This window comes from Martinezella dioscoreae (assembly GCF_009176305.1).
GTDB classification, from domain to species: domain Bacteria; phylum Pseudomonadota; class Alphaproteobacteria; order Rhizobiales; family Rhizobiaceae; genus Rhizobium; species Rhizobium dioscoreae.
Genome location: NZ_BLAJ01000001.1, coordinates 953312 through 975568 on the forward strand (window position 1 = coordinate 953312; position 22257 = coordinate 975568).

23 protein-coding genes and 1 pseudogene are annotated in these 22257 nt (G+C 59.6%); 14 read left to right on the forward strand and 10 right to left on the reverse strand.

The annotated features are described in order from the left end of the window. Nucleotides 1-5 precede the first annotated feature (5 nt). Entirely contained in the window at nucleotides 6-896 is an 891-nt protein-coding gene (serB, locus tag GDN47_RS04625; protein ID WP_113352007.1) for a phosphoserine phosphatase SerB, read from the reverse strand. Between serB and miaA the strand changes: the two genes are divergently transcribed. Continuing rightward, nucleotides 895-1791, forward strand: a complete 897-nt coding sequence (gene miaA, locus GDN47_RS04630; protein WP_152092676.1) for a tRNA (adenosine(37)-N6)-dimethylallyltransferase MiaA — start codon at nucleotides 895-897, stop codon at nucleotides 1789-1791. The genes serB and miaA overlap by 2 nt on opposite strands. Nucleotides 1792-1799: 8 nt before the next feature. Here the strand turns inward: miaA and GDN47_RS04635 are convergent, their stop codons facing one another. Further along, entirely contained in the window at nucleotides 1800-3821 is a 2022-nt protein-coding gene (locus GDN47_RS04635; protein WP_152092677.1) for an ATP-binding protein, read from the reverse strand. Nucleotides 3822-4149: 328 nt separating this feature from the next. Between GDN47_RS04635 and GDN47_RS04640 the strand changes: the two genes are divergently transcribed. From GDN47_RS04640 to GDN47_RS04650, 3 genes are all read left to right on the forward strand, one after another. Then, complete coding sequence (locus GDN47_RS04640; protein WP_113332961.1) at nucleotides 4150-5943, forward strand: acetolactate synthase 3 large subunit; 1794 nt, start codon at nucleotides 4150-4152, stop codon at nucleotides 5941-5943. Between the two features lie 85 nt (nucleotides 5944-6028). Next, the gene (ilvN, locus tag GDN47_RS04645) at nucleotides 6029-6601 is read left to right on the forward strand and encodes an acetolactate synthase small subunit (protein ID WP_113332962.1); all 573 of its coding nucleotides are present in this window, start codon (nucleotides 6029-6031) and stop codon (nucleotides 6599-6601) included. A gap of 205 nt (nucleotides 6602-6806) precedes the next feature. Beyond that, nucleotides 6807-7814 carry a capsular polysaccharide export protein, LipB/KpsS family gene (locus GDN47_RS04650; RefSeq protein WP_233789757.1) on the forward strand — a complete coding sequence of 336 codons (1008 nt, stop codon included), beginning with the start codon at nucleotides 6807-6809 and terminating at the stop codon, nucleotides 7812-7814. 2 nt (nucleotides 7815-7816) lie between these two features. Here the strand turns inward: GDN47_RS04650 and GDN47_RS04655 are convergent, their stop codons facing one another. Next, nucleotides 7817-8662: an aldo/keto reductase gene (locus GDN47_RS04655; RefSeq protein WP_113352011.1), complete on the reverse strand. Its 846-nt coding sequence runs from the start codon at nucleotides 8660-8662 to the stop codon at nucleotides 7817-7819. A 205-nt stretch (nucleotides 8663-8867) separates the two neighbouring features. On the opposite strand from GDN47_RS04655, the gene GDN47_RS04660 reads away from it, so the two are divergent. The 6 genes from GDN47_RS04660 to GDN47_RS04685 all read left to right on the forward strand — a co-directional run bounded on the left by GDN47_RS04660 (nucleotide 8868) and on the right by GDN47_RS04685 (nucleotide 13261). Further along, nucleotides 8868-9461 (forward strand): LysE family translocator, encoded by a 594-nt coding sequence (locus tag GDN47_RS04660; RefSeq protein WP_152092678.1) that lies wholly within the window; start codon nucleotides 8868-8870, stop codon nucleotides 9459-9461. 23 nt (nucleotides 9462-9484) lie between these two features. Further along, a complete protein-coding gene (gene nthA / locus GDN47_RS04665) occupies nucleotides 9485-10129 on the forward strand; it encodes a nitrile hydratase subunit alpha (RefSeq protein WP_152092679.1) in 645 nt (214 codons plus the stop codon). After that, nucleotides 10126-10785, forward strand: coding sequence for a nitrile hydratase subunit beta (gene nthB / locus GDN47_RS04670; protein WP_152092680.1), 660 nt, complete (start codon nucleotides 10126-10128; stop codon nucleotides 10783-10785). Before nthA ends, nthB begins: the two co-directional genes overlap by 4 nt. Next, a complete protein-coding gene (locus tag GDN47_RS04675; RefSeq protein ID WP_152092681.1) occupies nucleotides 10772-11149 on the forward strand; it encodes a nitrile hydratase accessory protein in 378 nt (125 codons plus the stop codon). Before nthB ends, GDN47_RS04675 begins: the two co-directional genes overlap by 14 nt. 66 nt (nucleotides 11150-11215) lie before the next feature. Then, nucleotides 11216-12343, forward strand: a complete 1128-nt coding sequence (locus tag GDN47_RS04680) for an ATP-dependent DNA helicase (RefSeq protein ID WP_095435208.1) — start codon at nucleotides 11216-11218, stop codon at nucleotides 12341-12343. Between the two features lie 165 nt (nucleotides 12344-12508). Next, nucleotides 12509-13261 carry a pyridoxine 5'-phosphate synthase gene (locus GDN47_RS04685; RefSeq protein WP_113332969.1) on the forward strand — a complete coding sequence of 251 codons (753 nt, stop codon included), beginning with the start codon at nucleotides 12509-12511 and terminating at the stop codon, nucleotides 13259-13261. Nucleotides 13262-13323: 62 nt separating this feature from the next. On the opposite strand, the gene GDN47_RS04690 is transcribed toward GDN47_RS04685, so the two are convergent. Continuing rightward, nucleotides 13324-13836, reverse strand: a complete 513-nt coding sequence (locus GDN47_RS04690; protein ID WP_152092682.1) for a hypothetical protein — start codon at nucleotides 13834-13836, stop codon at nucleotides 13324-13326. 141 nt (nucleotides 13837-13977) lie between these two features. Between GDN47_RS04690 and GDN47_RS04695 the strand changes: the two genes are divergently transcribed. Continuing rightward, entirely contained in the window at nucleotides 13978-14430 is a 453-nt protein-coding gene (locus tag GDN47_RS04695; RefSeq protein ID WP_113332971.1) for a hypothetical protein, read from the forward strand. Nucleotides 14431-14518: 88 nt separating this feature from the next. Here GDN47_RS04695 and GDN47_RS04700 read toward each other — a convergent pair whose 3' ends face one another. Then, a complete protein-coding gene (locus GDN47_RS04700) occupies nucleotides 14519-15406 on the reverse strand; it encodes an SDR family oxidoreductase (protein ID WP_152092683.1) in 888 nt (295 codons plus the stop codon). 137 nt (nucleotides 15407-15543) lie between these two features. Between GDN47_RS04700 and GDN47_RS04705 the strand changes: the two genes are divergently transcribed. Together GDN47_RS04705 and GDN47_RS04710 are read left to right on the forward strand one after the other, a co-directional pair. Continuing rightward, a complete protein-coding gene (locus GDN47_RS04705; protein WP_113354506.1) occupies nucleotides 15544-15960 on the forward strand; it encodes a winged helix-turn-helix transcriptional regulator in 417 nt (138 codons plus the stop codon). A gap of 10 nt (nucleotides 15961-15970) precedes the next feature. Then, nucleotides 15971-17218: an FAD-dependent oxidoreductase gene (locus GDN47_RS04710; RefSeq protein WP_152092684.1), complete on the forward strand. Its 1248-nt coding sequence runs from the start codon at nucleotides 15971-15973 to the stop codon at nucleotides 17216-17218. Between the two features lie 90 nt (nucleotides 17219-17308). Here the strand turns inward: GDN47_RS04710 and GDN47_RS04715 are convergent, their stop codons facing one another. From GDN47_RS04715 to GDN47_RS04735, 5 genes and pseudogenes are all read right to left on the reverse strand, one after another. Continuing rightward, nucleotides 17309-18535: an MFS transporter gene (locus tag GDN47_RS04715; protein ID WP_113354509.1), complete on the reverse strand. Its 1227-nt coding sequence runs from the start codon at nucleotides 18533-18535 to the stop codon at nucleotides 17309-17311. Between the two features lie 53 nt (nucleotides 18536-18588). Next, nucleotides 18589-19206, reverse strand: a complete 618-nt coding sequence (locus GDN47_RS04720; RefSeq protein WP_113354510.1) for a TetR/AcrR family transcriptional regulator — start codon at nucleotides 19204-19206, stop codon at nucleotides 18589-18591. An 88-nt stretch (nucleotides 19207-19294) separates the two neighbouring features. Next, nucleotides 19295-19800: pseudogene (locus GDN47_RS04725) on the reverse strand (GNAT family N-acetyltransferase). An 87-nt stretch (nucleotides 19801-19887) separates the two neighbouring features. Further along, the gene (locus GDN47_RS04730; protein WP_113332978.1) at nucleotides 19888-20817 is read right to left on the reverse strand and encodes a bifunctional helix-turn-helix transcriptional regulator/GNAT family N-acetyltransferase; all 930 of its coding nucleotides are present in this window, start codon (nucleotides 20815-20817) and stop codon (nucleotides 19888-19890) included. Nucleotides 20818-20888: 71 nt separating this feature from the next. After that, nucleotides 20889-21608 carry an aspartate/glutamate racemase family protein gene (locus GDN47_RS04735; protein ID WP_113332979.1) on the reverse strand — a complete coding sequence of 240 codons (720 nt, stop codon included), beginning with the start codon at nucleotides 21606-21608 and terminating at the stop codon, nucleotides 20889-20891. Between the two features lie 162 nt (nucleotides 21609-21770). On the opposite strand from GDN47_RS04735, the gene GDN47_RS04740 reads away from it, so the two are divergent. Beyond that, entirely contained in the window at nucleotides 21771-22235 is a 465-nt protein-coding gene (locus GDN47_RS04740) for an Lrp/AsnC family transcriptional regulator (RefSeq protein ID WP_112721097.1), read from the forward strand. The last annotated feature ends 22 nt before the right edge of the window (nucleotides 22236-22257 follow it).

Sequence of the window (22257 nt, forward strand, 5' to 3'; positions counted from 1 at the left end):
CTGCTCTATGGTTTGACGAAGTCCGTCTTGCGGTAGCCCTGGATATAGAGCAGGGCAGTCAGGTCACCGTGGTCGATGCGCATCCTGGCCTGCGCCGAAACAGTTGGCTTGGCATGGAGCGCGACGCCGGAACCGGCAAGCTGCAGCATACCGAGGTCATTGGCGCCGTCGCCGACGGCCATGGCGTCATCGGTGGATATACCGAGCTTTTCGGCGATATCGTTCAGCGCGTCCACCTTGGCCTGCTTACCGAGGATGGGCTCTTCGACGAGGCCGGTCAGGATACCCTTTTCTTCCAGCAGGACATTTGCCCGATTCTCGTCGAAGCCGAGGGTGGCGCCGATCCTGCTGGTGAAGACGGTGAAGCCGCCGGAAACAAGGGCGGCGTAATAACCCTTCGCCTTCATGGTGGCGATGAGTTCGGGGCCGCCTGGCGTCAGAGTGATGCGCTTGGCGATGACATCGTCGACAACGGAGAGCGGCAGTCCCTTCAAGAGAGCGACGCGCTCGCGTAGCGCCGGCTCGAAGGCGATTTCCCCATTCATGGCGCGGGCGGTGATATCAGCTACTTTATCCTTGAGGCCGACTTCGGCGGCGAGTTCGTCGATGCATTCCTGGCCGATCATCGTGGAATCCATGTCGGCAATCAGCAATTTCTTGCGGCGGGTCTCGGCTTGCTGGATGACGAGATCGATAGGTTCGCTGCCGATCACCGCCAGTATATTGGCCTCTGCTGCCTCGATATCGGTGTCGTCGCGAAGCGCGATATCGCAGGCAATGCCGTCGGCAAGCCAATAGAGCCCGGACGCTTTGACAGCATCAGCCGCCTGTTCGGCGATAGCCGGAACGAGAACGGGGTTTGACGGATTGGCAATAAGCGTGGCAACGAAGGCCATGAGCAGAAACCCTATAAGCAATATCGACGCGATCCTGATAACCGGGCCAACCGCCAGCGGCAAGTCCGCACTGGCGGTAGAATTGGCCCGTTCGCATGATGGTGTCGTCATCAATGCCGACAGCATGCAGGTCTATGATACCCTGCGCGTGCTGACCGCACGGCCCTCCGAGGCCGATATGGAGGGCATTCCACACCATCTTTACGGCCACGTCCCGGCGGGACAGGCGTATTCGACTGGCGTCTGGCTGCGCGAGGCAGACGCTTTGGTCGAGCGCCTGCGCGTCGAGGGCAGAATGCCTGTCTTCGTCGGCGGTACGGGTCTTTATTTCAAGGCGCTGACGGGCGGACTGTCCGACATGCCGGAAATTCCGCCTGGTATCCGCAATCGTCTCCGCAGCCGGCTGGTGGCGGAAGGGGCGGAAGCGCTGCATCGTGAGCTTGCGGAGCGCGACGCCGCCGTCGCGGAAACGCTGAACTCGCAGGACGGGCAGCGTATCGTTCGCGCCCTGGAGGTGATCGAAGCAACGGGCCGGTCCATCGCCGCTTTTCAGGGGAAGAACGGGCCAATGGTCATCGATCCCGATCGTGCACGAAAGATCGTGGTTCTGCCTGAGCGCGCTATTCTGCACGAACGCATCAACAGCCGTTTCGAGAAAATGCTGGCGATGGGAGCGGAAGACGAGGTGCGGGCTCTTCTGGCACTGGATCTTCCGCCGGAAATGCCCGTCATGAAAGCTATCGGGGTCGCGCAGATTGCCGGGATGCTGAAGGGGGAGATGACACGTGCCGAGGTCATCGAAACCGGATCTGCGGCGACGCGGCAATATGCCAAGCGGCAGATGACCTGGTTCCGCAATCAGATGGACGAGAGTTGGGAGCGTTTGAGCCCGTAGTTCGGGAGTCAGTCCTTGTCGTAAAGGCTGCTGAGTGGCTTTTTCAGAATGCTGTCCCGCAAGGACAAGCCGGATTCTCGCCGCAGAGATGGCGCGGCCTCTCTTGGCACCGAGCGCGTGCCTCCTTCATCACTGCGGAATTCGCGGCGCAGTTCCGCAAGCTTGCTGTCGATCGATGTTTGCGAGGCGGCCGCGGGTTGCGGTGTGGCGGTGCGCGGCAGCATGTCCGGACGATAGGGTTCGATCGGTTGCTGGCTCGTATCCGCTTGGGGCCGCATTGGCTGCTCGACTAACACTTCGTCGAAGTCATCCGTGATATGCGACATGGGCATAGCATTGTAGCTCTGCTGCAGAGGACTGATATCGGGACCTGTAATCGAGCGCATGCGGCCGATGATCGTGCGCAAATCGACCGTATCCGGCGAATCCTCACTGGTTTTTGCGACGCTGCCGCTGGCTTTTGGCAGCAAATGCCGTTCGACCTGGGAAAAGCGCATCCGCATCGGCACTGCGATGGCCTCGCCGAAGGCGATGGCTTCGCCATTGCCGATCGACGACAGGAAGCTTGTCGTCGAGATCGAGGAGTTCGGGATGGCCGAACGGATGATTTCCTGGTCGCGATCATTGGCAAGGCGCATGGCAAAGAGCGTCGAGCACTGCGACAGGATCGTCTGATCCAGTTCGCCCGGTCGCTGCGTGATGATGCCAAGCGATACGCCGTATTTGCGGCCTTCCTTGGCGATGCGGGCAATGGCTTGTCGTGTCGGGAAGAAGCCGAGCGTTGGGTCGGCGGGAATATAGCGGTGGGCTTCCTCGCAGACGACGAGCATGTGGATTGCGCCCTCGCTCCAGAGCGCCAGTTCGAAGGCCATGCGGCAAAGCACTGAAGCGACAGAATTGATGACTTCCGAAGGGATGCCGGCGAGCTGGAAGGTGCAGATCGGCTTGCCGTCACCGGGAATGCGGAAGATCTTGGCGATGGTCTCCATGATCGTATCGGTGATCGTGTTGTTGGAGAACATGAAGTGATAACGGGGATCGTTGATCGCCGAGATGATGCGCATCTTTAGGGAGCGCAGATGCGGCTTTTCCTGACGGCCTTCGAGGCGGCCAATGCGCTCGTCTATTAATGCCAGCAGATCGGCCATGCGGTAGGGAACCGGCGTGTCCGCTGTCACCGAGGCCTTTTCCGTCTGGCGTCGCATCAGAGTGGAATCGCTGCCGCGGAAGGCGCGTCTCGCTTCGGGGATAAGGTCACGCAGCGCATCGAGCTCTTCCGGCACTGCAGGACGGCCGCGGAAAACGACTTCGCTGAACTCCTCCAGCCGCATCAGCCAGAAGGGCAGGTCTAGGGTATCGGTGTCGATGACGACGGCGTGCCTCGGGAAGGCGGCGGCGAATTCATTGTGCGGATCGAGGATCAGCACGCGCAATTTTGGATCGGCTGCGATCGCTTTGTGCAGCAGCAGCGAGACCGCAGTGGATTTGCCGACGCCTGTGGAGCCGACGACAGCGAAGTGTTTCGAGAGCATGGAGGGAATATGAATGGCAGCATCGATGCTTTCGTCTTGCGTCAGCTTGCCGATGACGCAGCTGCTGCCCTTGCCGGCATCGAAAATGCGCATAAGGTCGGCCGCACGGATACGGTGCGCGATTGCACCGAGATAGGGATAGGCCGATATGCCGCTCGAAAACTCCTCGCGGCCGTCCGGTCCGACACGGACTTCGCCGAGCAGTTCCACCTCGATGCGGAAGAGATTGTCCTGCCCTTCTCCCCAGCCGACGCTTTGCGTATTCATCGAATAGACAAGGGCTGCGACGCGGTTCTTCCCGACGCTGATGGAGATCAGTCGGCCGACCGACCAGAGTTCGGTTAGGTCCGTGCCGCCGGCCTCGGCCACAGCGGCGATCGTCGCTCTGGAACCGTTGCACGCGACAACGCGGCCAAGGAAGCGATTTCCCGGCTTCAGCTTGTCGCGGCGATCAAAATCTCCAGCGTTGCCTGATGTCTGCAGGTCTTTATTCAGCAAACAGTTACCCCAACTAATAGATGCCGGAGCATAGAGACGTGGGCTTAACAAAACCCTGTCTGTTACCCGTGCTTTTTATAGGGTTATGATGCTGTCGCGATTTTTTATTGCTTCACGCGTTGACGCTTCGAAATTTTCTGTCTATCACTTCGGCCCATGAAAAACTCGATCGTTCTTATCGTGGTGGGAAGGCGCATGGGCAGGATGGTGTAACCATCCGGCGACAGCCACCCATGCGCTAGATGACAGGCTCCCTAAGGGGCCTTTTTTTATGCCCGAAATCGAGATTTCATCTTTCCAAACCTCCAGCAGACAGCGGAACAAACGTATGACCGGCACAGATAATCAGGCGAGCGGCAATCGAATGACAGGCGCGGAGATCGTGCTGCGGGCGCTCAAGGACAACGGCGTCGAGCACATCTTCGGTTATCCGGGCGGCGCTGTGCTTCCGATCTATGACGAAATCTTCCAGCAGGACGACATCAAGCACATTCTCGTCCGCCACGAGCAGGGCGCCGGTCATGCGGCCGAAGGCTATGCCCGCTCCACCGGCAAGGTCGGCGTCATGCTGGTCACCTCCGGCCCTGGCGCGACCAATGCGGTTACGCCGCTGCAGGATGCCTTGATGGATTCCATACCGCTCGTTTGTCTCAGCGGTCAGGTCCCGACCACGCTGATCGGCTCTGACGCCTTCCAGGAATGCGATACGGTCGGAATCACGCGGCCTTGCACCAAGCACAACTGGCTGGTCAAGGACGTCAATGAGCTGGCAGCGGTCATTCATGAAGCCTTCCGCATCGCCCAGTCGGGTCGTCCAGGTCCCGTCGTCGTCGACATTCCGAAGGACATCCAATTCGCAACCGGCACCTACACGCCGCCGGAAGCGCATCACGTCCAGAAGAGCTATCAGCCGAAGATGCAGGGCGATCTCAACAAGATCACGCAGGCGATCGAGCTGATGAAAAATGCTCGTCGTCCGGTCATCTATTCCGGTGGCGGCGTCGTCAATTCCGGTCCGGAAGCCTGCAAGCTGCTGCGCGAGCTGGTCGAGCTGACCGATTTCCCGATCACTTCGACGCTGATGGGCCTCGGCGCTTATCCGGCTTCCGGCAAGAACTGGCTCGGCATGCTCGGCATGCATGGTTCCTACGAGGCCAACATGGCGATGCATGATTGCGACGTCATGGTCTGCATCGGTGCACGCTTCGACGACCGCATTACCGGCCGCCTGAATGCTTTTTCGCCGAATTCGAAGAAGATCCATATCGATATCGATCCGTCCTCGATCAACAAGAATGTCCGCGTCGATGTCGGCATTCTCGGCGATGTCGGCAATGTTCTGGAAGATATGGTTCGCCTGTGGCGTGCACTGCCGCAGAAGCCTGCCGCAGAGCGTTTGGGCGATTGGTGGGCTGATGTTGCCCGCTGGCGCGCGCGCAACTCGTTCGCCTACAAGCCAAGCGACGATGTCATCATGCCGCAATATGCGATCCAGCGTCTCTATGAGCTGACCAAACATCGCGATACCTACATCACGACGGAAGTCGGTCAGCATCAGATGTGGGCGGCGCAGTTCTACGGTTTCGAACAGCCGAACCGCTGGATGACTTCGGGCGGTCTCGGAACCATGGGCTATGGTTTGCCGGCAGCGCTCGGCGTGCAGATCGCACATCCGGAGAGCCTTGTTATCGACATTGCCGGCGATGCCTCGATCCAGATGTGCATTCAGGAAATGTCGGCTGCGATCCAGCACAATGCGCCGATCAAGATCTTCATCCTGAACAATCAGTACATGGGCATGGTTCGCCAGTGGCAGCAGCTGCTGCATGGCAATCGTCTCTCCAATTCCTATACGGAGGCGATGCCCGATTTCGTCAAGCTGGCGGAAGCCTATGGCGCCGTCGGCCTGCGTTGCGAAAAGCCGGGTGATCTCGATGCCTCCATTCAGGAGATGATCGACGTCAAGAAGCCGGTCATCTTCGATTGCCGCGTCGCCAATCTCGCCAACTGCTTCCCGATGATCCCCTCGGGCAAGGCGCATAATGAAATGCTGCTGCCTGATGAGGCGACCGACGAGGCCGTCGCCAACGCCATCGACGCCAAGGGTCGTCAGCTGGTTTGATCGATAGCTGGGGCGCAGCAGGAGCCGCGCCCCAACGGATCTCGCTGGCATACCGAACAAGAACCGAGGAAACGGAACAAGGATTATGAACGCACACCTTCAACCCACGGGCTCCGCCTATTTCATCTCGCCGGAAACCGCGGCGGCCGAGAGCCATACGCTTTCGGTGCTCGTCGATAACGAGCCGGGCGTTCTCGCCCGCGTCATCGGCCTCTTTTCCGGCCGAGGCTACAACATCGAGAGCCTCACGGTTTCCGAGACGGAACATCAGGCGCATCTGTCGCGTATCACCATCGTGACGCGCGGCACGCCGCAGGTGCTGGAGCAGATCAAGGCGCAGCTTGAGCGCATCGTTCCCGTTCACCGCGTCGTCGATCTGACGGTGCGCGCCCGCGAACTCGGCCAGGAGCGGCCGATCGAGCGCGAAGTGGCGCTGCTGAAGGTGACCGGAAGCGGCGAGACTCGTGCCGAGACGCTGCGGCTGGCCGACGCCTTCCACGCCAAGGTCGTGGATGCGACCGTCGAGCACTTCATTTTCGAGATCACCGGCAAGTCCTCGAAAATCGATCAGTTCATCGCCATCGTCAAGCCGCTCGGCCTCATCGAAGTCTGCCGCACCGGCATCGCTGCGATGAACCGTGGCTCGCAGGGAATGTAAGAGCCTGCAGTGTTGAGGGGGTACTCGCATATGAGGCAAATCGGCGCTGCAAATTCCTTCTCCCTTCGGGGAGAAAGTGGCCCGAAGGGTCGGATGAGGGGGGCTTTCCGATTTGAATTCGCGGGTTTTCGCACTCCTGGCAGGCACCCCCTCATCCGCCTGACGGCACCTTCTCCCCGAGGGGAGAAGAGGAAACACGGCAACAATGGCTGAGATCGGCGACAAGCCGTGGCATCCGCCAGTCGGCATGTGTCTCGGCGCGGCGCCCTTCGTGCGCGGTGACTTTCCTTGGCTTGGGCATTATTTCGGCTCGCAGAAACTGGCATCGATCCTTTCTCCCGGAATCGGCGGCATTGTTTCCTGGGGTGGCCGTGCGCCGGCCAAGGTGGCCGCCGAGATCGCGCGGTTTCGTCGGTTGCCACATTGGCATCTCGAGGACGGTTTCCTGCGGTCGATGGGGCTCGGCAAGTCCGGCGCCATTCCGCTGTCCATCGTTATCGACGATCTCGGTCTGCCCGTCGATGCAAGCAGGCCATCCCGGCTTGAGCGGCTAATAGAAGGTGCCGGGGAGGCGGGAGAGCTCGGCCGCGCAATTCGCGAGCAGATCGTTCTCAACAAGCTCTCGAAATATAATCATCTCCCTCATCGATCGCCTCACATCGAGCGGACGAGCAAGCGGCGCATTCTGCTGGTAGATCAGGTCGTTGGCGACGTTTCCGTCGACAGGGCGCTCGGCTCCAATGCCTCCTTCGAGAAGATGCTTGCCGATGCGCTGGCAACCGATGCGCAATGCCTCATTCGCACCCATCCGGATGTCATGGCCGGGCTTCGTAAGGGATATCTTACCGGATCGACTTCTAAGGGTGATGTGGTCATGATTGGCGATGCCGTGTCGGTGGCCTCGATCCTCGAAGTCGTGGACGAGGTCTGGACTGTTTCCAGCCAGTTTGGCTTTGATGCGCTTCTGCGCGGCATTCCGGTTCGCTGCTATGCCGCACCCTTTTATGCGGGCTGGGGAGTGACCGAGGATCATTTTGGCGTTTACACCAAGGCCGCGCTTGCCGGGCGTCGAACGAAGCGGAGGACGGTCGATCAGATCGCCGCCGCCGCATTTTCACTTTATCCGACCTACCGCGATCCGGCCGACTGGCGAGAGATCGATGTCTTTCGGGCGATCGAGCTGATCGTCGCGCAGCAGAAGGCGGCTGCCTGAACCTACAGCATGTCCAATGACTTCTTTCGCGACGGCGGCGGGAAGGCGGCGTCGAGCACGGCCCAATCCTCGTCGGTGATATCAATATCGACAGAATCACGGTTTTCCTCGATGCGCTGAGGGTTCGAGGACTTCGGGATTGCTATCACGCCGTCGCGTTCCAGCAGAAAGGCAAGCGCGACCTGCGCCGGTGTCGCCTGATAGGTCTTGGCGACGCGGATCAACTCGGGATGGTGGAGCAGGCGGCCTTGCTCGATCGGAGAATAGGCCATGATCGGAATGCTGCGCTCCTGGCACCAGGGCAAGAGGTCGTATTCGATGCCGCGTCGGGAGAGATTGTAGAGTACCTGGTTGGCGGCGACATTGCCGCCGTTCGGCACGGAAAGCAGCTCGTCCATATCCGCGACATCGAAGTTCGACACGCCCCAAGCCTCGATCTTGCCCGCCGCCTTGAGGCCTTCGAAGGCTTCCACTGTTTCTTCCAGCGGATAGTTACCGCGCCAATGCAGCAGATAGAGATCGATGCGATCGGTATTCAGGCGCTTCAGGCTGCGTTCGCAGGCCGCAACCGCGCCCTTGCGGCTCGCATTGGCGGGATAGACCTTGCTGACGAGGAAAACCTCGTCGCGGCGGCCTTCGATCGCCTTGGCGACGATCTCCTCCGAGCCGCCATCGGCATACATCTCAGCCGTATCGATCAGCGTCATGCCGAGATCGAGACCGGTTTTCAAGCTGGCGATTTCATCCCTGGCGGTTGCTGCATTCTCGCCCATATTCCAGGTGCCCTGGCCAAGCGCCGGAACCTGAATGCCGGAGGGAAGGGCGACAGTTGGAATGGGCTCGCGCATGGTTTTTCCTCGCTACAGAAAACCGAAGGATAGGGGCATTCGACCGGATTTCAATCGGCATCCGTCCTGTCACGGTGACAATCATCCTATGGCTTTCGTATGGCCGGCGAACTAATGTCGCACCGTCATGCGCCGTCGCATTTTTGCGCGCGCGAAAAGAATTTTGGATGCCGCCTTGTCACAATACGGTGTCCTGGGAGGCATCATGGCGCTGGATACATTTCTGGCTCTTCTACTTTTTGCATTCACGACCTCGATCACGCCAGGACCGAACAACATGATGTTGTTTACCTCCGGTGTGAACTTCGGTTTCCGGCGCACCATTCCACACATGCTCGGCATCGGCGTCGGCTTTTTTGTGCTGCTGATTGCAGTGGGATTGGGGTTGGGTGCGCTTCTGCACACGGTGCCCGTGCTTTACACCACGCTGAAATTTGCCGGCGGGGCCTATCTCCTCTGGATTGCCTGGAAGATCGGCACCTCGCGCAGCCTGAGCGAGGCGGAAAGCGATGCAAAGCCGATGAGTTTCATCAGCGCTGCTGCGTTCCAATGGGTCAATCCCAAGGCGTGGGTGATGGCTGTCACCGCCATGGCCACTTACACCAACGAACAGCTCTATCTCTTCACGGTCCTTGTCGTCGGATTCGCATTTGCCGCTGTGAACGTCCCGAGCGTATCGACCTGGGCCGGCTTCGGCTCCGTCCTGCGCGATTGGCTCTCCGATCCTGTCCGGCTGAAATGGTTCAATATAACCATGGCCGTTCTGCTGGTGCTCAGTCTCTGGCCGATGTTAAAGTAGGTGCAAAGAGACAGGAGACGGCCATGTCCCGCGATCACCCGCATGATGATGACGATCATCATCACCATCACCACGACAACCACTATTCGGATATGCAGGCGCGCGTGAAGGCGCTGGAGACGCTGCTGACGGAAAAGGGGCTGATCGACCCGGCGGCGATCGACCGCATCGTCGAGACCTACGAGACGAAGGTCGGGCCGCGCAATGGGGCGCAGGTGGTGGCGAAAGCCTGGAGCGATCCCGACTTCGCCGATTGGCTGCGGCGTGACGCGACGGCGGCGATTGCGAGCCTCGGTTTTACAGGCCGCCAGGGCGAGCATATGCGTGCGGTGTTCAATACGCCGGAAACGCATAACCTGATCGTCTGCACGCTTTGCTCCTGCTATCCGTGGGCCGTACTCGGGCTGCCGCCGGTCTGGTACAAGGCGCCGGCCTATCGCTCCCGCGCGGTGATCGATCCGCGTGGCGTGCTCGCCGAATTCGGCCTGACATTGCCGCAGGAGACGAAGATCCGCGTCTGGGATTCGACGGCCGAACTTCGCTACCTGGTAATCCCCGAGCGGCCGGCCGGTTCCGAAGGCATGGACGAGGCGGCGCTTGCGGATCTCGTCAGCCGCGACGCCATGATCGGAACCGCGCTCGCAAAGGCGCCGGAGGCAACGCTATGAATGGTCCACACGATCTCGGCGGTCAGATGGGGTTCGGCCCGGTCGCCCCGGAGCCGAATGAGCCCTATTTCCATGCCGAATGGGAAAAGCGGGCGCTCGGTATCACGCTTTCCTGCGGCGCCTTCGGTGCCTGGACGATCGATGAAAGCCGGCATGCGCGCGAAAACATTCCGCCGGCGAGCTATCTCGGCGCCAGCTATTATGAGATCTGGACTCGTGCCGTCGATATGCTCCTGGAGCGGCATGGTTTTGCGACGGCCGAGGAGTTGCGCAGCGGTCACTCGCTCGAACAGGGCAGGGTGCCGAAGCGGGTTCTGACGGCTGACATGGTCGACGGTGTGCTGGCCAAGGGCGGCCCTTGCGATCGACCGGTCGATACTGCACCGCTCTTTGCCGTCGGCGATCATGTCCGCACCAAGAACTTCAACCCGACCGGCCACACAAGGTTACCGCGCTATGCCCGCGCAAAGACGGGTGTCATCGAAGCGGTGCAGGGCTCCTTCGTCTTCCCTGACGACAATGCCCATGGCCGCGGCGAAAATCCGCAATGGGTTTATACGGTCGTCTTCGACGGTGCCGAGATCTGGGGCGAGGGCGCCGATCCCTCGTTGACCGTCTCGATCGACGCTTGGGAGAGCTATCTTGAGCGCGTGTGAGGTGACGTCGCCTCTGGCACAATCCCCCGGATTGCCGAAGTCTGTCGATGGAGAGCCGATCTTTCCGGAACCTTGGGCGGCAGAGGCTTTCGCCATGACAGTTCATTTGCATGAGCAGGGCCTGTTTGACTGGAGCGAATGGGCGGAACGGCTGTCCGGCGAGTTGCACAAGCCCGGCCGCGCGATTGACGGCAGCGACTATTTCGATTGCTGGGTGGCGGCTCTGTCCGGCTTGCTGGTGTCAAAGGGTATCGCGGATGCCAACGCGATCTTGGCCCTGCAACAAAGCTGGCAGCGTGCGGCGGAGGCCACGCCGCATGGTAAGCCGATTGTGCTTGAAAACGATCCTCAATACACGACATAAGCGCGTGGTGGCGGCGACGGCTTTTTACCGCTTGCTTCCATCAACCGAATCCTGCCAAGTCGAACCATGCAATTCGCGCCGCAACAAGATGAAGCGCTCAAGGCCGTCGCAAACTGGCTGAAAGAGGGGCGCTCGCCGTTGTTCCGTCTGTTCGGCTATGCCGGCACGGGCAAGACGACGCTTGCGCGGCATTTCGCCGAGCATGTGGATGGCGAAGTGCTGTTCGCTGCCTTTACCGGCAAGGCGGCGCAGGTGCTGCGCTCACGCGGCGCCTCGAATGCCAAGACCATCCATTCGCTGATCTACCGGCCGCGCGGCGAGGAAGCTGTTGAGGACGAAGAGACAGGCAAGACATCGATTGCCCCGATGTTCACGATCAACCGTCAGAGCCCGGTTGCCAAGGCCGCGCTGATCATCGTCGATGAGTGCTCGATGGTGGACGAGGCGCTTGGCAAGGATCTGATGAGTTTTGGTACGCCCATTCTCGTGCTCGGCGATCCCGGCCAGCTCCCGCCCGTTTCCGGCGGTGGTTTCTTCACGAATGAGGAACCGGATTATCTTCTGACGGACATTCACCGCCAGGCACGCGACAATCCGATCATCCAGCTCGCCATGCAGGTGCGTGAGGGCAAGGAAATCATGCATGGGGACTATGGCACCGCACAGGTGATCTCGAAGAACGAGGTCACGCAGCCGCTGGTGCTGGAGGCCGATCAGGTGCTCGTCGGTACCAACAGGACGCGCCGGCGCTACAATCAGCGTCTGCGTGAGCTCAAGGGTTTTACAGCCGATTATCCGCAATCCGGCGATAAGCTGGTCTGCCTGCGCAACGACCCCGCCAAGGGGCTGCTCAACGGCTCCCTCTGGCAGGTGATGACCTCTTCCAGGGAAACGACGAAGCCGGGCATCAATCTGCTGGTGCGTCCGGAAGATGACGACATGGATCGCGGGGCAGCGAAGATCAAGCTCTTGAAGCAGGCCTTCGAGGATGTCGAGGGCGAGATCCCGTGGTCGACGCGCAAGCGCTACGACGAATTCGATTACGGCTATGCGCTGACCGTACATAAGGCTCAGGGTTCGCAGTGGAACAATGTCGTGCTGTTCGATGAGAGCTGGGCATTTCGCGATACGCGGGAGCGTTGGCTCTACACGGCGATCACCCGTGCCGCTGAGACGCTGACGATTGTCCGTTAACAGGACATCCTGAGTCTTGGCTCAGTGATGTCGCGCCCCGGTGACTTGGTTCGATCTTCTCCATCAAAGTTTTGCATGGATTGATGTCGGAATCTCGTTGGTTTTGCTGCGCATAATGGCATAAAACGACACTGCCATCCGCTTTGAAAATCAGGGATTTTGACTATGCCCGCCAAGCTTTCCGTGAACCTCAACGCTATCGCGATGCTGCGCAACCGGCGTGATCTTCCCTGGCCGAGCGTCACAGGTTTGGGCCGTATCGCGCTTGCCGCCGGCGCCAGCGGTCTGACCGTTCATCCGCGTCCCGATCAGCGGCATGTCCGCTTTTCCGACCTGCCCGATATCCGCGCGCTGATCGATGACGAGTTTCCGGAAGCGGAATTCAATATCGAGGGCTATCCGAGCGACGAATTCTTCGATCTCTGTGCTTCGGCGGAGCCCGAACAGGTGACGCTCGTGCCCGACGACCCCGCGCAGGCGACGTCGGATCACGGCTGGGATTTTCGCAAGAACCGCGACTTGCTGGTCGAAGTCGTCGCCAAGTACAAGACGATCGGCTGCCGCGTGTCCCTCTTTGCCGACGGCGACGGCGATGCCGAGGCGGTGAAGATCGCCAGGGAAGTGGGCGCCGACCGCATCGAACTTTATACCGGCCCTTACGGTGGCTGCTACGACGATCCGCAGAAGGCTGCCGTCATTCTCGAAGCGCTGGGGAAGACCGCCGATGCAGCCTTCGCCAATGGCCTTGACGTCAATGCCGGTCACGACCTGACAGTCGCCAACCTGCCGGCGCTGTTGAAGCGCATTCCGAAACTTGCGGAGACTTCGATTGGTCATGGGCTGACTGCCGACGCGCTGGAATATGGCATGGCCGAAACGGTGCGGCGCTTCCGCCGGGCTTGCGGGCAGGTGGTTTGATCGGCGGGATCTGCCGTTGGTGAGATAGCGGCGTGCACGCGTGATAAGCGGATGCGCTGTCACTATCGGGCTGATTTTGTCTGCCGCTGACCTAACAGCCAGCCGTAGAATGCACCCCATGCCGCGCCAGGAATCAGGCTTAAAGTACCGAGAACGGCAATGTTTTGGCCATTCGTGATATCGGACCCATTGAACGCCATCATAGCGCCGAAAAACTGCGCGGCGGTTACGCATCCGCCAATGATGACAAGAAGGGGTAAAAGCCGTCCTAGTGTCAGTTGGCGCAGAACCGTCACATGGAGAAGGAAAGTGATCGGTACTGATAGTGCCATGGTAATTGGCATCCCTGCCAACGGCACCAACCACCAACGCACATTATAGAAAAATACAGACGGCTCACCGTAGTACCAAAGCGACTGAGTAATCCTTGGAACAGCATAAACCAGCCAGAGAAGGCCCCAAGCCATCAGAAAAGCGAGGAGAGCCTTGCCAATGCTGGGCGAAGTATCGCTTCGTTCCATTTCTTTAATTGCCGCTCCTCCTGCTCCATCTTTGTGCATTTTAGCACGGTTCATTATAACGAACGTATCACTTCCGTTGTGCTTGTTATCAGATGATCTACGTTAAGATGCCTTTCGGCTGCACTACGGAGCCGACCGTCAAGTCATTATCGTATCTTCCTCGTAATCCGATAGGATCATGAAAGATGGAGTTCCATGACTGAAATTCCCGAAAGCATGAAATTGGAACTGGGCCAATGGAATAATGGTCGTGGTATCGATATTGAAAGCTGGACGGGATGCGTCGGCAACTTTTCACTTGCCGTCGGATACTCTTCTATATTCTGGCCGAGCTTTGTTGCGCATCGGCAATATATCTTGGTACAGGGTTTCTCCGAAGAAGTGCTGCGATCCTTCGAAAATGACCCAACCTCGACGCGGCAGTCTGTTGAACGGGTCATGAACCATCTCCACGTCGCGGATATCCAGCATTCGGGATGTACAGATATATCCAGAGATAAGCTCATCTTTCTCGGCGAGCGACTAGCTGAAATTTTCACGGCAAAGCTCCAGTGGCAATTTCCGGATCGGGAATTTGTCGTGGAATTCGCTAGGCCCGATGATCCAGAGGAGCTTATGGATTATCAGGTAAGTTTTTTTCAGAGATAAATTTGGAAGATTGTGTCTCCCCGCGGCACGGAGAGACGATGGCATTCAGCAAGAGCAAGCATACGAGCCGGCTCGACTTTTCCATAACTCAGCCAGCCAACGCTGCCTTGTGCTCTTCGAAGAAGCTGCGCAGCGTCTGCGGTTCTTTGCCTGTGAGCTTGTTGAAGTCGTTGGTGAGGATGTCGAATTTGCCGGCGCGAGTGTTGGCATCGGCAGAGACGAGCATGTCGACGACGAATTTCGGCAGGCCGGCGCCGGCAAGACCGGCGGCGAACTGTTCGTCCGTGACTTGCACAACCTCAAGCGGACGGCCGGTGATCCGGCTGACGACGCTTGCGACGTCCTCAATGGTGACGGCGGTCGAGCCCGTCAGCGTATAGGTGGCGCTTTCTGTCTTGTCGGAAGCCAGGGCGGCGGCGATGGCGAGTGCGCAATCTTCGCGGCTGATGTTGCTGATACGGCCGCCGCCGGTTGCTGTATACCATTTGCCGGTTTCGAGGCTGTGCGGCAGGCCCATCAGGTAGTTGTCGAAGTACCAGGCGTCGCGCAGGATCGTGTAGCCGATGCCGCTTGCCTTGATGGCGTTTTCAGTGCCGAGGTGGTCAGGTGCGAAGGTGACGAGGGAACCGTCCGGGGCTGGCATTGAGGTATAGAGAACATGCTTCACGCCCGCCTTCTTCGCGGCTTCGACGGCAGCCGTGTGTTGCTTCAGGCGCAGGCCGGGTACGGCGAGTGCATCGGTGCTGATGATCAGCAGGCGATCAACGCCCGCGAAGGCGGCGGGCAGGCCGGCGGTATCATCGAAATCGGCCTTGCGGGTGATGACGCCCTTGGCGGCGAGATCGGCAAGCTTTTCGGGGCTGCGCGTTGCGGCGACGATGCGGCCGGGAGCGACCTTGTATGTCTCCAGCAGGTGATGAATGACGCGCTGGCCAAGCTTACCGGCGGCGCCGGTGACGAGAAGAGTGCTGCTCATATGTTTTCCCTTGTTGGACCGCCGCACATTAACAGCGGTTTGTTGCTCTCAAAAAGAGACTAGCACTAGAATAGGAATTGACTTCATGGTGTAAAGGAGGCAGTTTTTGGGCTCCAAGTTACCAAAAGGGAACCGGCATGGCAGCCAGCGCCGTCGTCAATCTGCGCAGCAAAAATCCGCCGCTGCGCGACTTCGATCTCAGCAATCTTGATTTCGGCAATTGCCCCGTCCGGGACCTGATCTCGCAGATCGGCGGAAAATGGTCGGTGCTATTGCTGGAAACACTGGCCAAGCGACCGTATCGTTTCGGCGAACTGCGTCGGCTGGTGCCCGATATTTCCCAGCGCATGCTGACGCAGACGCTGCGTGACCTGCAGCGCGACGGCTATATCGACCGGGAGGTATTTCCCACCAAGCCGCCGAGCGTCGAATATCGGATGACAGAACTCGGCCATTCGCTGTACGAGCCGCTGGCTCATCTCCTGAATTGGGCAGAAGCCAATCACGAGGCCGTCAAGGCCGCCCGCGCCCGTTTCGATCAATCGCCGGACTGAGCCGCCCATCGTGAAGCCTTTGAAGATTGCTATCGTCGGCGCCGGACCTGCCGGCCTTGCCGCCTCTCTCTTTCTCACTCGCGCTGGTCATACCACCGATATCATCGAACGGTTCGATAGCCCGGCTCCCGTCGGTTCGGCGCTAATGCTGCAGCCGACCGGATTGACGGTGCTTGAGTCGCTTGGGCTTGGTCCGGCGATCCATGCGGCCGGCAATCGCATCGATCGATTGTTCGGCACGGAGACCACTCGCGGCCGCATCGTCCTCGATGTGCGCTACAACGCGCTGCCGGGCGGGCGCTACGGGCTTGGCGTTCATCGTGCGGCGCTGTTCGATACGCTTTACGATGAAGTCTCTGCACGGCGACATCCGATCCATACGGGACAGCGTGTTATCGGTGTGACGGAGGAGGGTGGTGAATGCTTTCTCTCCGTCGAAGGGGATGGGCGCCTCGGGCCTTACGATCTCGTCATCGACGCCAGCGGGGCGCGCTCGGAACTGGTCGCGGCCTCGCCCGTCGCGCCGCGTGCCCGCAACCTTATTTACGGCGCTTTCTGGGCGACGCTCGATTGCCCCGAAGGGTTGGTGGATCGAGCGGCGCTGACGCAGCGTTATGACAAGGCCAGCGTGATGATCGGCGTCTTACCGATCGGCAGTAGAAGGCCGGATTTGCCGAAGCAGGCGGCTCTGTTCTGGAGCTTGAAAGTCGCTGACGCCGATGAGGTACGCAAGCGTGGGCTTGAGCGCTGGAAGCAGACGATCCGCGGCTACTGGCCGGAATGCGAGCCCTTACTGGAGCAGATCATCGATTGGGACCAACTGACGCTGGCGCGCTATGCCCATCGCACTGTGATGACGCCCTATAGCGGACGGACTGTCTTCGTCGGCGATGCGGCCCATTCCACCAGCCCGCAGCTCGGGCAGGGTGCCAACATGGCGTTGCTCGATGTCGCGGCTCTGGCGCATGCTCTGGCAGGACATGAAACCATCGAAGCCGCTCTTGCTGCCTATGCCAAGGCGCGGTGGGTGCATGTGCGGCTTTTTCAGCTGCTCTCTGCTGCCTTTACGCCCTTCTACCAATCGGATTCGGCAGCATTGGCCTGGATCCGAGACCGGCTGGTCGCGACCATTTCCAAAGTGCCTCCCGCGCCCCAGATCCTGGCGGGTATCGTTTCAGGCACGCTGGTCGACCCGTTCCATGGCGCCGGTTTGCGGGAATGTGACTGGCTGCGGCCGGCTCTACCGCAGCCATCGTAATCATTTCTCTCGCTCGAGCCTTTCCGCTTTTCTCCGCATAGCGGAAAGGCTCTACCCCTTTATTTCCAAGTAATTCCAGACGGAAAACCGCTATGCACTTTTCCTGGAATTGCTCTCGGTCAGGAAGGCAAGCAGCGCAATGACCGGGAAGGCGACGCCGATCCAGGAAGCCAGGTTCCAGCCGCCGGTCGCATAGGCCCAGCCGCCAAGCGCCGAGCCGAGGGCGCCGCCGGCGAAGAAGGTCGCCATGTAGAGGCCGTTGAGGCGGCTGCGATGTTCGGCGCTGAGCGCAAAAATGGCGCGTTGGCCGAGCACGAGGTTCGTCTGGACGCCGAAGTCCAGCATGATCCCTGACAGCGTCAAGGTGATGAGTGCCAGCAACGAGCCGCTGCCGGAAAAATGGCCGATCAGGAAGGCGACGATGGCGATCGTCAGAGCGAAGGCGGTGGCAAGCTTCGTCCAGCCGCGATCGGCAACACGTCCGGCAATCGGCGAGGCGACTGCCCCCGCCGCGCCGGCAAGCGCGAAAAGGGCGATACCATTTTGCGTCAGACCGAAGGCCGGGCTCGCCAGCAAGAGCGGTGTCGTCGTCCAGAACAGGCTGAAGGCGCCGAACATGCAGGCCTGGTACAGCGCACGACGCTGCAGGACCGGTGTGCGAAGCGCGAGGTGGCCCATGGAGGACAGCAGCTGCCCATAATGCAGCCTCGTATGGGGCACGCGGGTCGGCAGAACAAGGCGCAGGATGACGATCAGGCCGACCATGACGCCGGCCGAGATGATATAAACGGCGTGCCAGGAGAGAAGCTCAGACAGGAAGCTCGCAGCCGGGCGGGCGAGCATGATGCCGACGAGCAGGCCGCTCATGACATTGCCGACCACAGCGCCGCGGCTGGCGTCCGGCGCCATATGCGCGGCGAAAGGGACAAGGACCTGCACCGCGACGGAAGCCAGGCCGATGCAGAGCGAGGCGAGCAGGAACAGCGACGGCGAGGAGGCAAAAGCTGCGCCTATGAGCGCGATAGCAGATAGCGCTACCAGCGTCAGTACCAGTTTCCGGTTCTCAAGAAGGTCGCCGAGTGGGACGATCAGCAACAAGCCGAGGCCGTAGCCGATCTGCGTCAGGGTGACGATAAGGCCGGTCGCCGCCGGGCTGAAGCCGAGCGACTGGCTGATGGGACCGGCGAGCGGCTGACCATAATAGAGATTGGCGGCTACCAACCCACAGGCGGCGGCGAACATGAATGTGAGAAGCGGCGAAATGGTCTTTTCGGGGAGCGGCGTGCTCTCCCGTCGGGCAGCGGCAGTTGCGGGCATGTTTCGTCCTCGATGCGGGCAGGGAAGCGTGTTCCCCGAAATTTCGATGGAAATCAGTTCAGCAGTTTCATGGCCGTTTCGGCGACGGCGAGCATATGTTCGGCCTTGCGGCCGGTCTTGCCAATCACGCGCATACCCTTGGTCAGGGCAAGCAGAGCGCAAGCGGTACTTTCGGGATCGACATGCTTCGGTATGGAGCCATCCTCATGTCCGAGGCGGATCAGATTGAGGATGCGCCTTTCGTCGAAATCGAAGGCGACGCCGACACGACCGGCGACTTCTTCGTCGAAAAGGGCGAGTTCTGTCGCGCTTCCAACCACGAGGCAGCCGCGGCGGCCGATCTCGCCGCACGAGGCCTCCGCGAAGAACCTCACCAAAGTCCGTAGCTTTTCATGAGCATTCGGCGCCTCGGCAAGCGCGTCGTCGATAAGCTGCTGACGGACTTGGCGATACCTGTTGAATGCGGCGAGGAAGACGCCGCGCTTGTCGCCGAAAGCCTTGTAGACGCTGCCTGCGGTCAGCCCCATGGCTTCGGTCAATTCGCTGATCGAGGCTGCATAATAGCCGCGCTCGGAAAAGACGCGCAGTGCTTCATCGAGCGCGGAATCCATGTCGAATTCACGCGGGCGTCCACGAAGCTTCGGTGCAGTATCGAGAGTGTCTATCGTCATGCCACTCTTTTAGGAAATGATCGTTTCCAAATCAAGCGATTTTTTGCGCCGCAGCAAGACATTGCGAGAATGGCGGTGGCTGGTTTCGTTATTCGTGGAAAAACGCCATATGGATCGCGTCTTTATAACGTCCGTCTATGCGGACGGAATTGCGTGCGAGGCCCTCGCGGACGAAGCCGACTTTTTCTAGAGCGCGATGGCTCTGTCATTGTCCGCATGGACGCTGAGTTCGATGCGTTCTATTTCTGCATCACGCGCGGCGCGCAGCGTTGCTTCGATCAAGCGACGACCTAGGCCCTTGCCGCGATAGGCGGGGATGATGCCCATGCCGAGTTTGCCGGCGTGGGCGTGAGAGGGAAACATATGGCGGCTGATATCGCACCAGCCGACCACTTTCCCATCGGCCAAGGCAACGAACTGCGGATTGCGGTTCTCGATCATGCGGAGGACGAAGGCGCGCATCTCTTCCAATGGAAAAGCTTCGAGCAGCGACAGATATTCCCGCTCGCGCGCGACCGTATCAAGCGCCTTGTGAAAGCCTTCGATATGATCGGCTGATATGGGCTGTATCTGGATTTCGCTACTTGCGGTCATCACTGGTATCTCAATGCAAATCAGGGAAGCATCGAAGATAAGGGCGAAGCCACAGTGTGTCTATCCGTGCAGACGGTCAGCGATGTCTTACAGATCGAGCACCCAAGTCTGGCCGTTCAATTCCGGGCCGAACATCCGATGCCGTTCCTCCGCCACAAGCCTGAAGCCCGCCTTAATGTAGATCGCCCGCGCCGTGTCGAGGATATCATTGGTCCAGAGCGAGAGTGTTCTGTAGCCGGCGTCGCGCGAGAAGCGGATGCACTCGTCGACCAGTATCTTACCGAGACCGAGGCCGCGTGCGGTCTTGTCGACATAGAGCAGCCGAAGCTTCGCCATGTCGTCACCGCCATCGGTAATCATGACGGAGCCCACGTTCAGGCCGCTTCGCTCGGCAATCCAGCATCGGTCCTTCTGCGGATTGAAATTGGACAGGAATTTACCGGCGACTTCGGCCACCAATCCCTCGAAGCGGTCGTCCCAGCCGAATTCTTCGGTGTAAAAATGTGCTTGGCTTTGTACGATCCAGCCGATGTCCCCCGCTCGATGGTTGCGGATGATGGCGGGGGGCGCTGCGGTTCGATCAGGGCCCAGCGTGTCCTGGATCGTCCGCATTGCCGCCACGATACGCTCTGGTTCTCCGATCGCGAGCTTTTCGAAATATCCGGCGATCTGCGCGCGTGAGCGGCGGACGAATTCCTCGAATTGCGCCTGTCCCTTATCGGTGACCTTTATGACCTGGCTGCGCGCATCGGTCGGATCGGGCGTCGTCTCGACCAACCCATCCTCGCGGAAGCGCTTGACGATACGGCTGAGATAGGCGGGGTCGAGATGGAGATCGCGCGTCAGCGCCGAGGCGGCGACGCCGCCGCGGAAGCCGACTTCGAATAGCACGCGCACATCCGTGAGGGTATAGGGGCTGTCGAGATAGGCCTTGTTCAGGACGCCGAGAAAATTCGTATAGAAACGGTTGAAGTCGCGAACGGCATCGATGGTCGCGAATTCGGCAGCAGGACTCATGGCATCGTCTCCTCAGATACAGGAGACGATGTTGGCTATTTATTAGACTCAGTCAAGTAAATTGATTGGACTCAGGCCGCGCAGCTGCTGCGAGCTTTTTCATTCGCTAGAGCAAAATCCACAGCCGCTTCCGCATGGATCGTCGTCGTATCGAAGCCCGGCAGGATCAGCGCCTTCGGATCGAGGATGAGGCAGATCTCGGTGCAGCCGAGAATAACGCTGTCGGCGCCTTCGGCCTTGGCGCGCTCGATAATGACGTTCAGCTTCCGGCGCGACTCGTCCTTGATGATGCCGGCGCAGAGTTCGTTGAAGATAATATCGTGCGTGACGGTGCGATCCTCGGAACCGGGGACCATGATGGAGACGCCGTTTTCAGCCATGCGCTCGGCATAGAAGCCGTGTTCCATCGTGTAGCGCGTGGCGAGCAGCAGCGGCTTCACGCGGCCTGCTGTTTTCAACGCTGTGGCGGTTTCGTCGATGATGTGGATGAGTGGTGCGGAAACGCGCTCGGCAACCTGAGGCGCGATCAGATGCATGGTGTTGGTGCAGATGAGCACACATTCGGCGCCGGCCGACTGCAGGCGTTGCGCGGCATCGGCGAGACGATCGGCAGCATCGTTCCAGCGACCGGCCTTCTGCAGCGCGACGATTTCTTCGAAATTGACGGAGTACATCACCAGTTCAGCCGAGGAGAGGCCGCCCAGGCGCTCGCGGACCATTTCGTTGATCAGGCGATAATAGACTGCAGAACTCTCGAAACTCATACCGCCGATCAGGCCAATGGTGCGCATAATGCTGTTCTCCGCTCGTGGATTTTGAATGGAGGAATAGTGCGGTGATTCATCCGCCGTATGTTTGCGTTTTTTGAAGCTTATCAGGATCTCTCTGCAAAAGTTTGCGCATTTTTCGATTTACGTGCAAAATAACGGCGCATATATAGGGAATTACCGCACATGCTGGACGAACGTGACCGAAAGATTCTCGAATTTCTGCAGGCGGATGCCGGCATCTCCGTCACCGAACTTGCCGATCGTGTGGCCTTATCGGTCTCGGCCTGCTCGCGGCGCATACAGCGGCTCGAGGAGAGCGGGCATATAGCCCGGCGCATCGTTGTGCTCGACCGCGAAAAAATGGGGGTGCCGACTACGGTCTATGCGATGATCAAGACGGCGCATCACGCCGACGAGTGGATCGAATCCTTCCGCAGGGTTATCGGTGACATCCCCGAAATCGTCGAGGCGCATCGGCTTACCGGCAATTATGATTATATCCTGAAGATCGTATTGCCGCGTGTCGAGCATTACGATGTCATCTACAAGCAGCTCGTGCGTAAGGTCGAGCTCTTCGACGTCTCCGCATCGATCTCGATGGAGGAACTTAAAAGCGGCGCCTCCGTTCCTGTCGGGTATGCGCAATAGGCGCCTTGCCGTATCGTAGCCG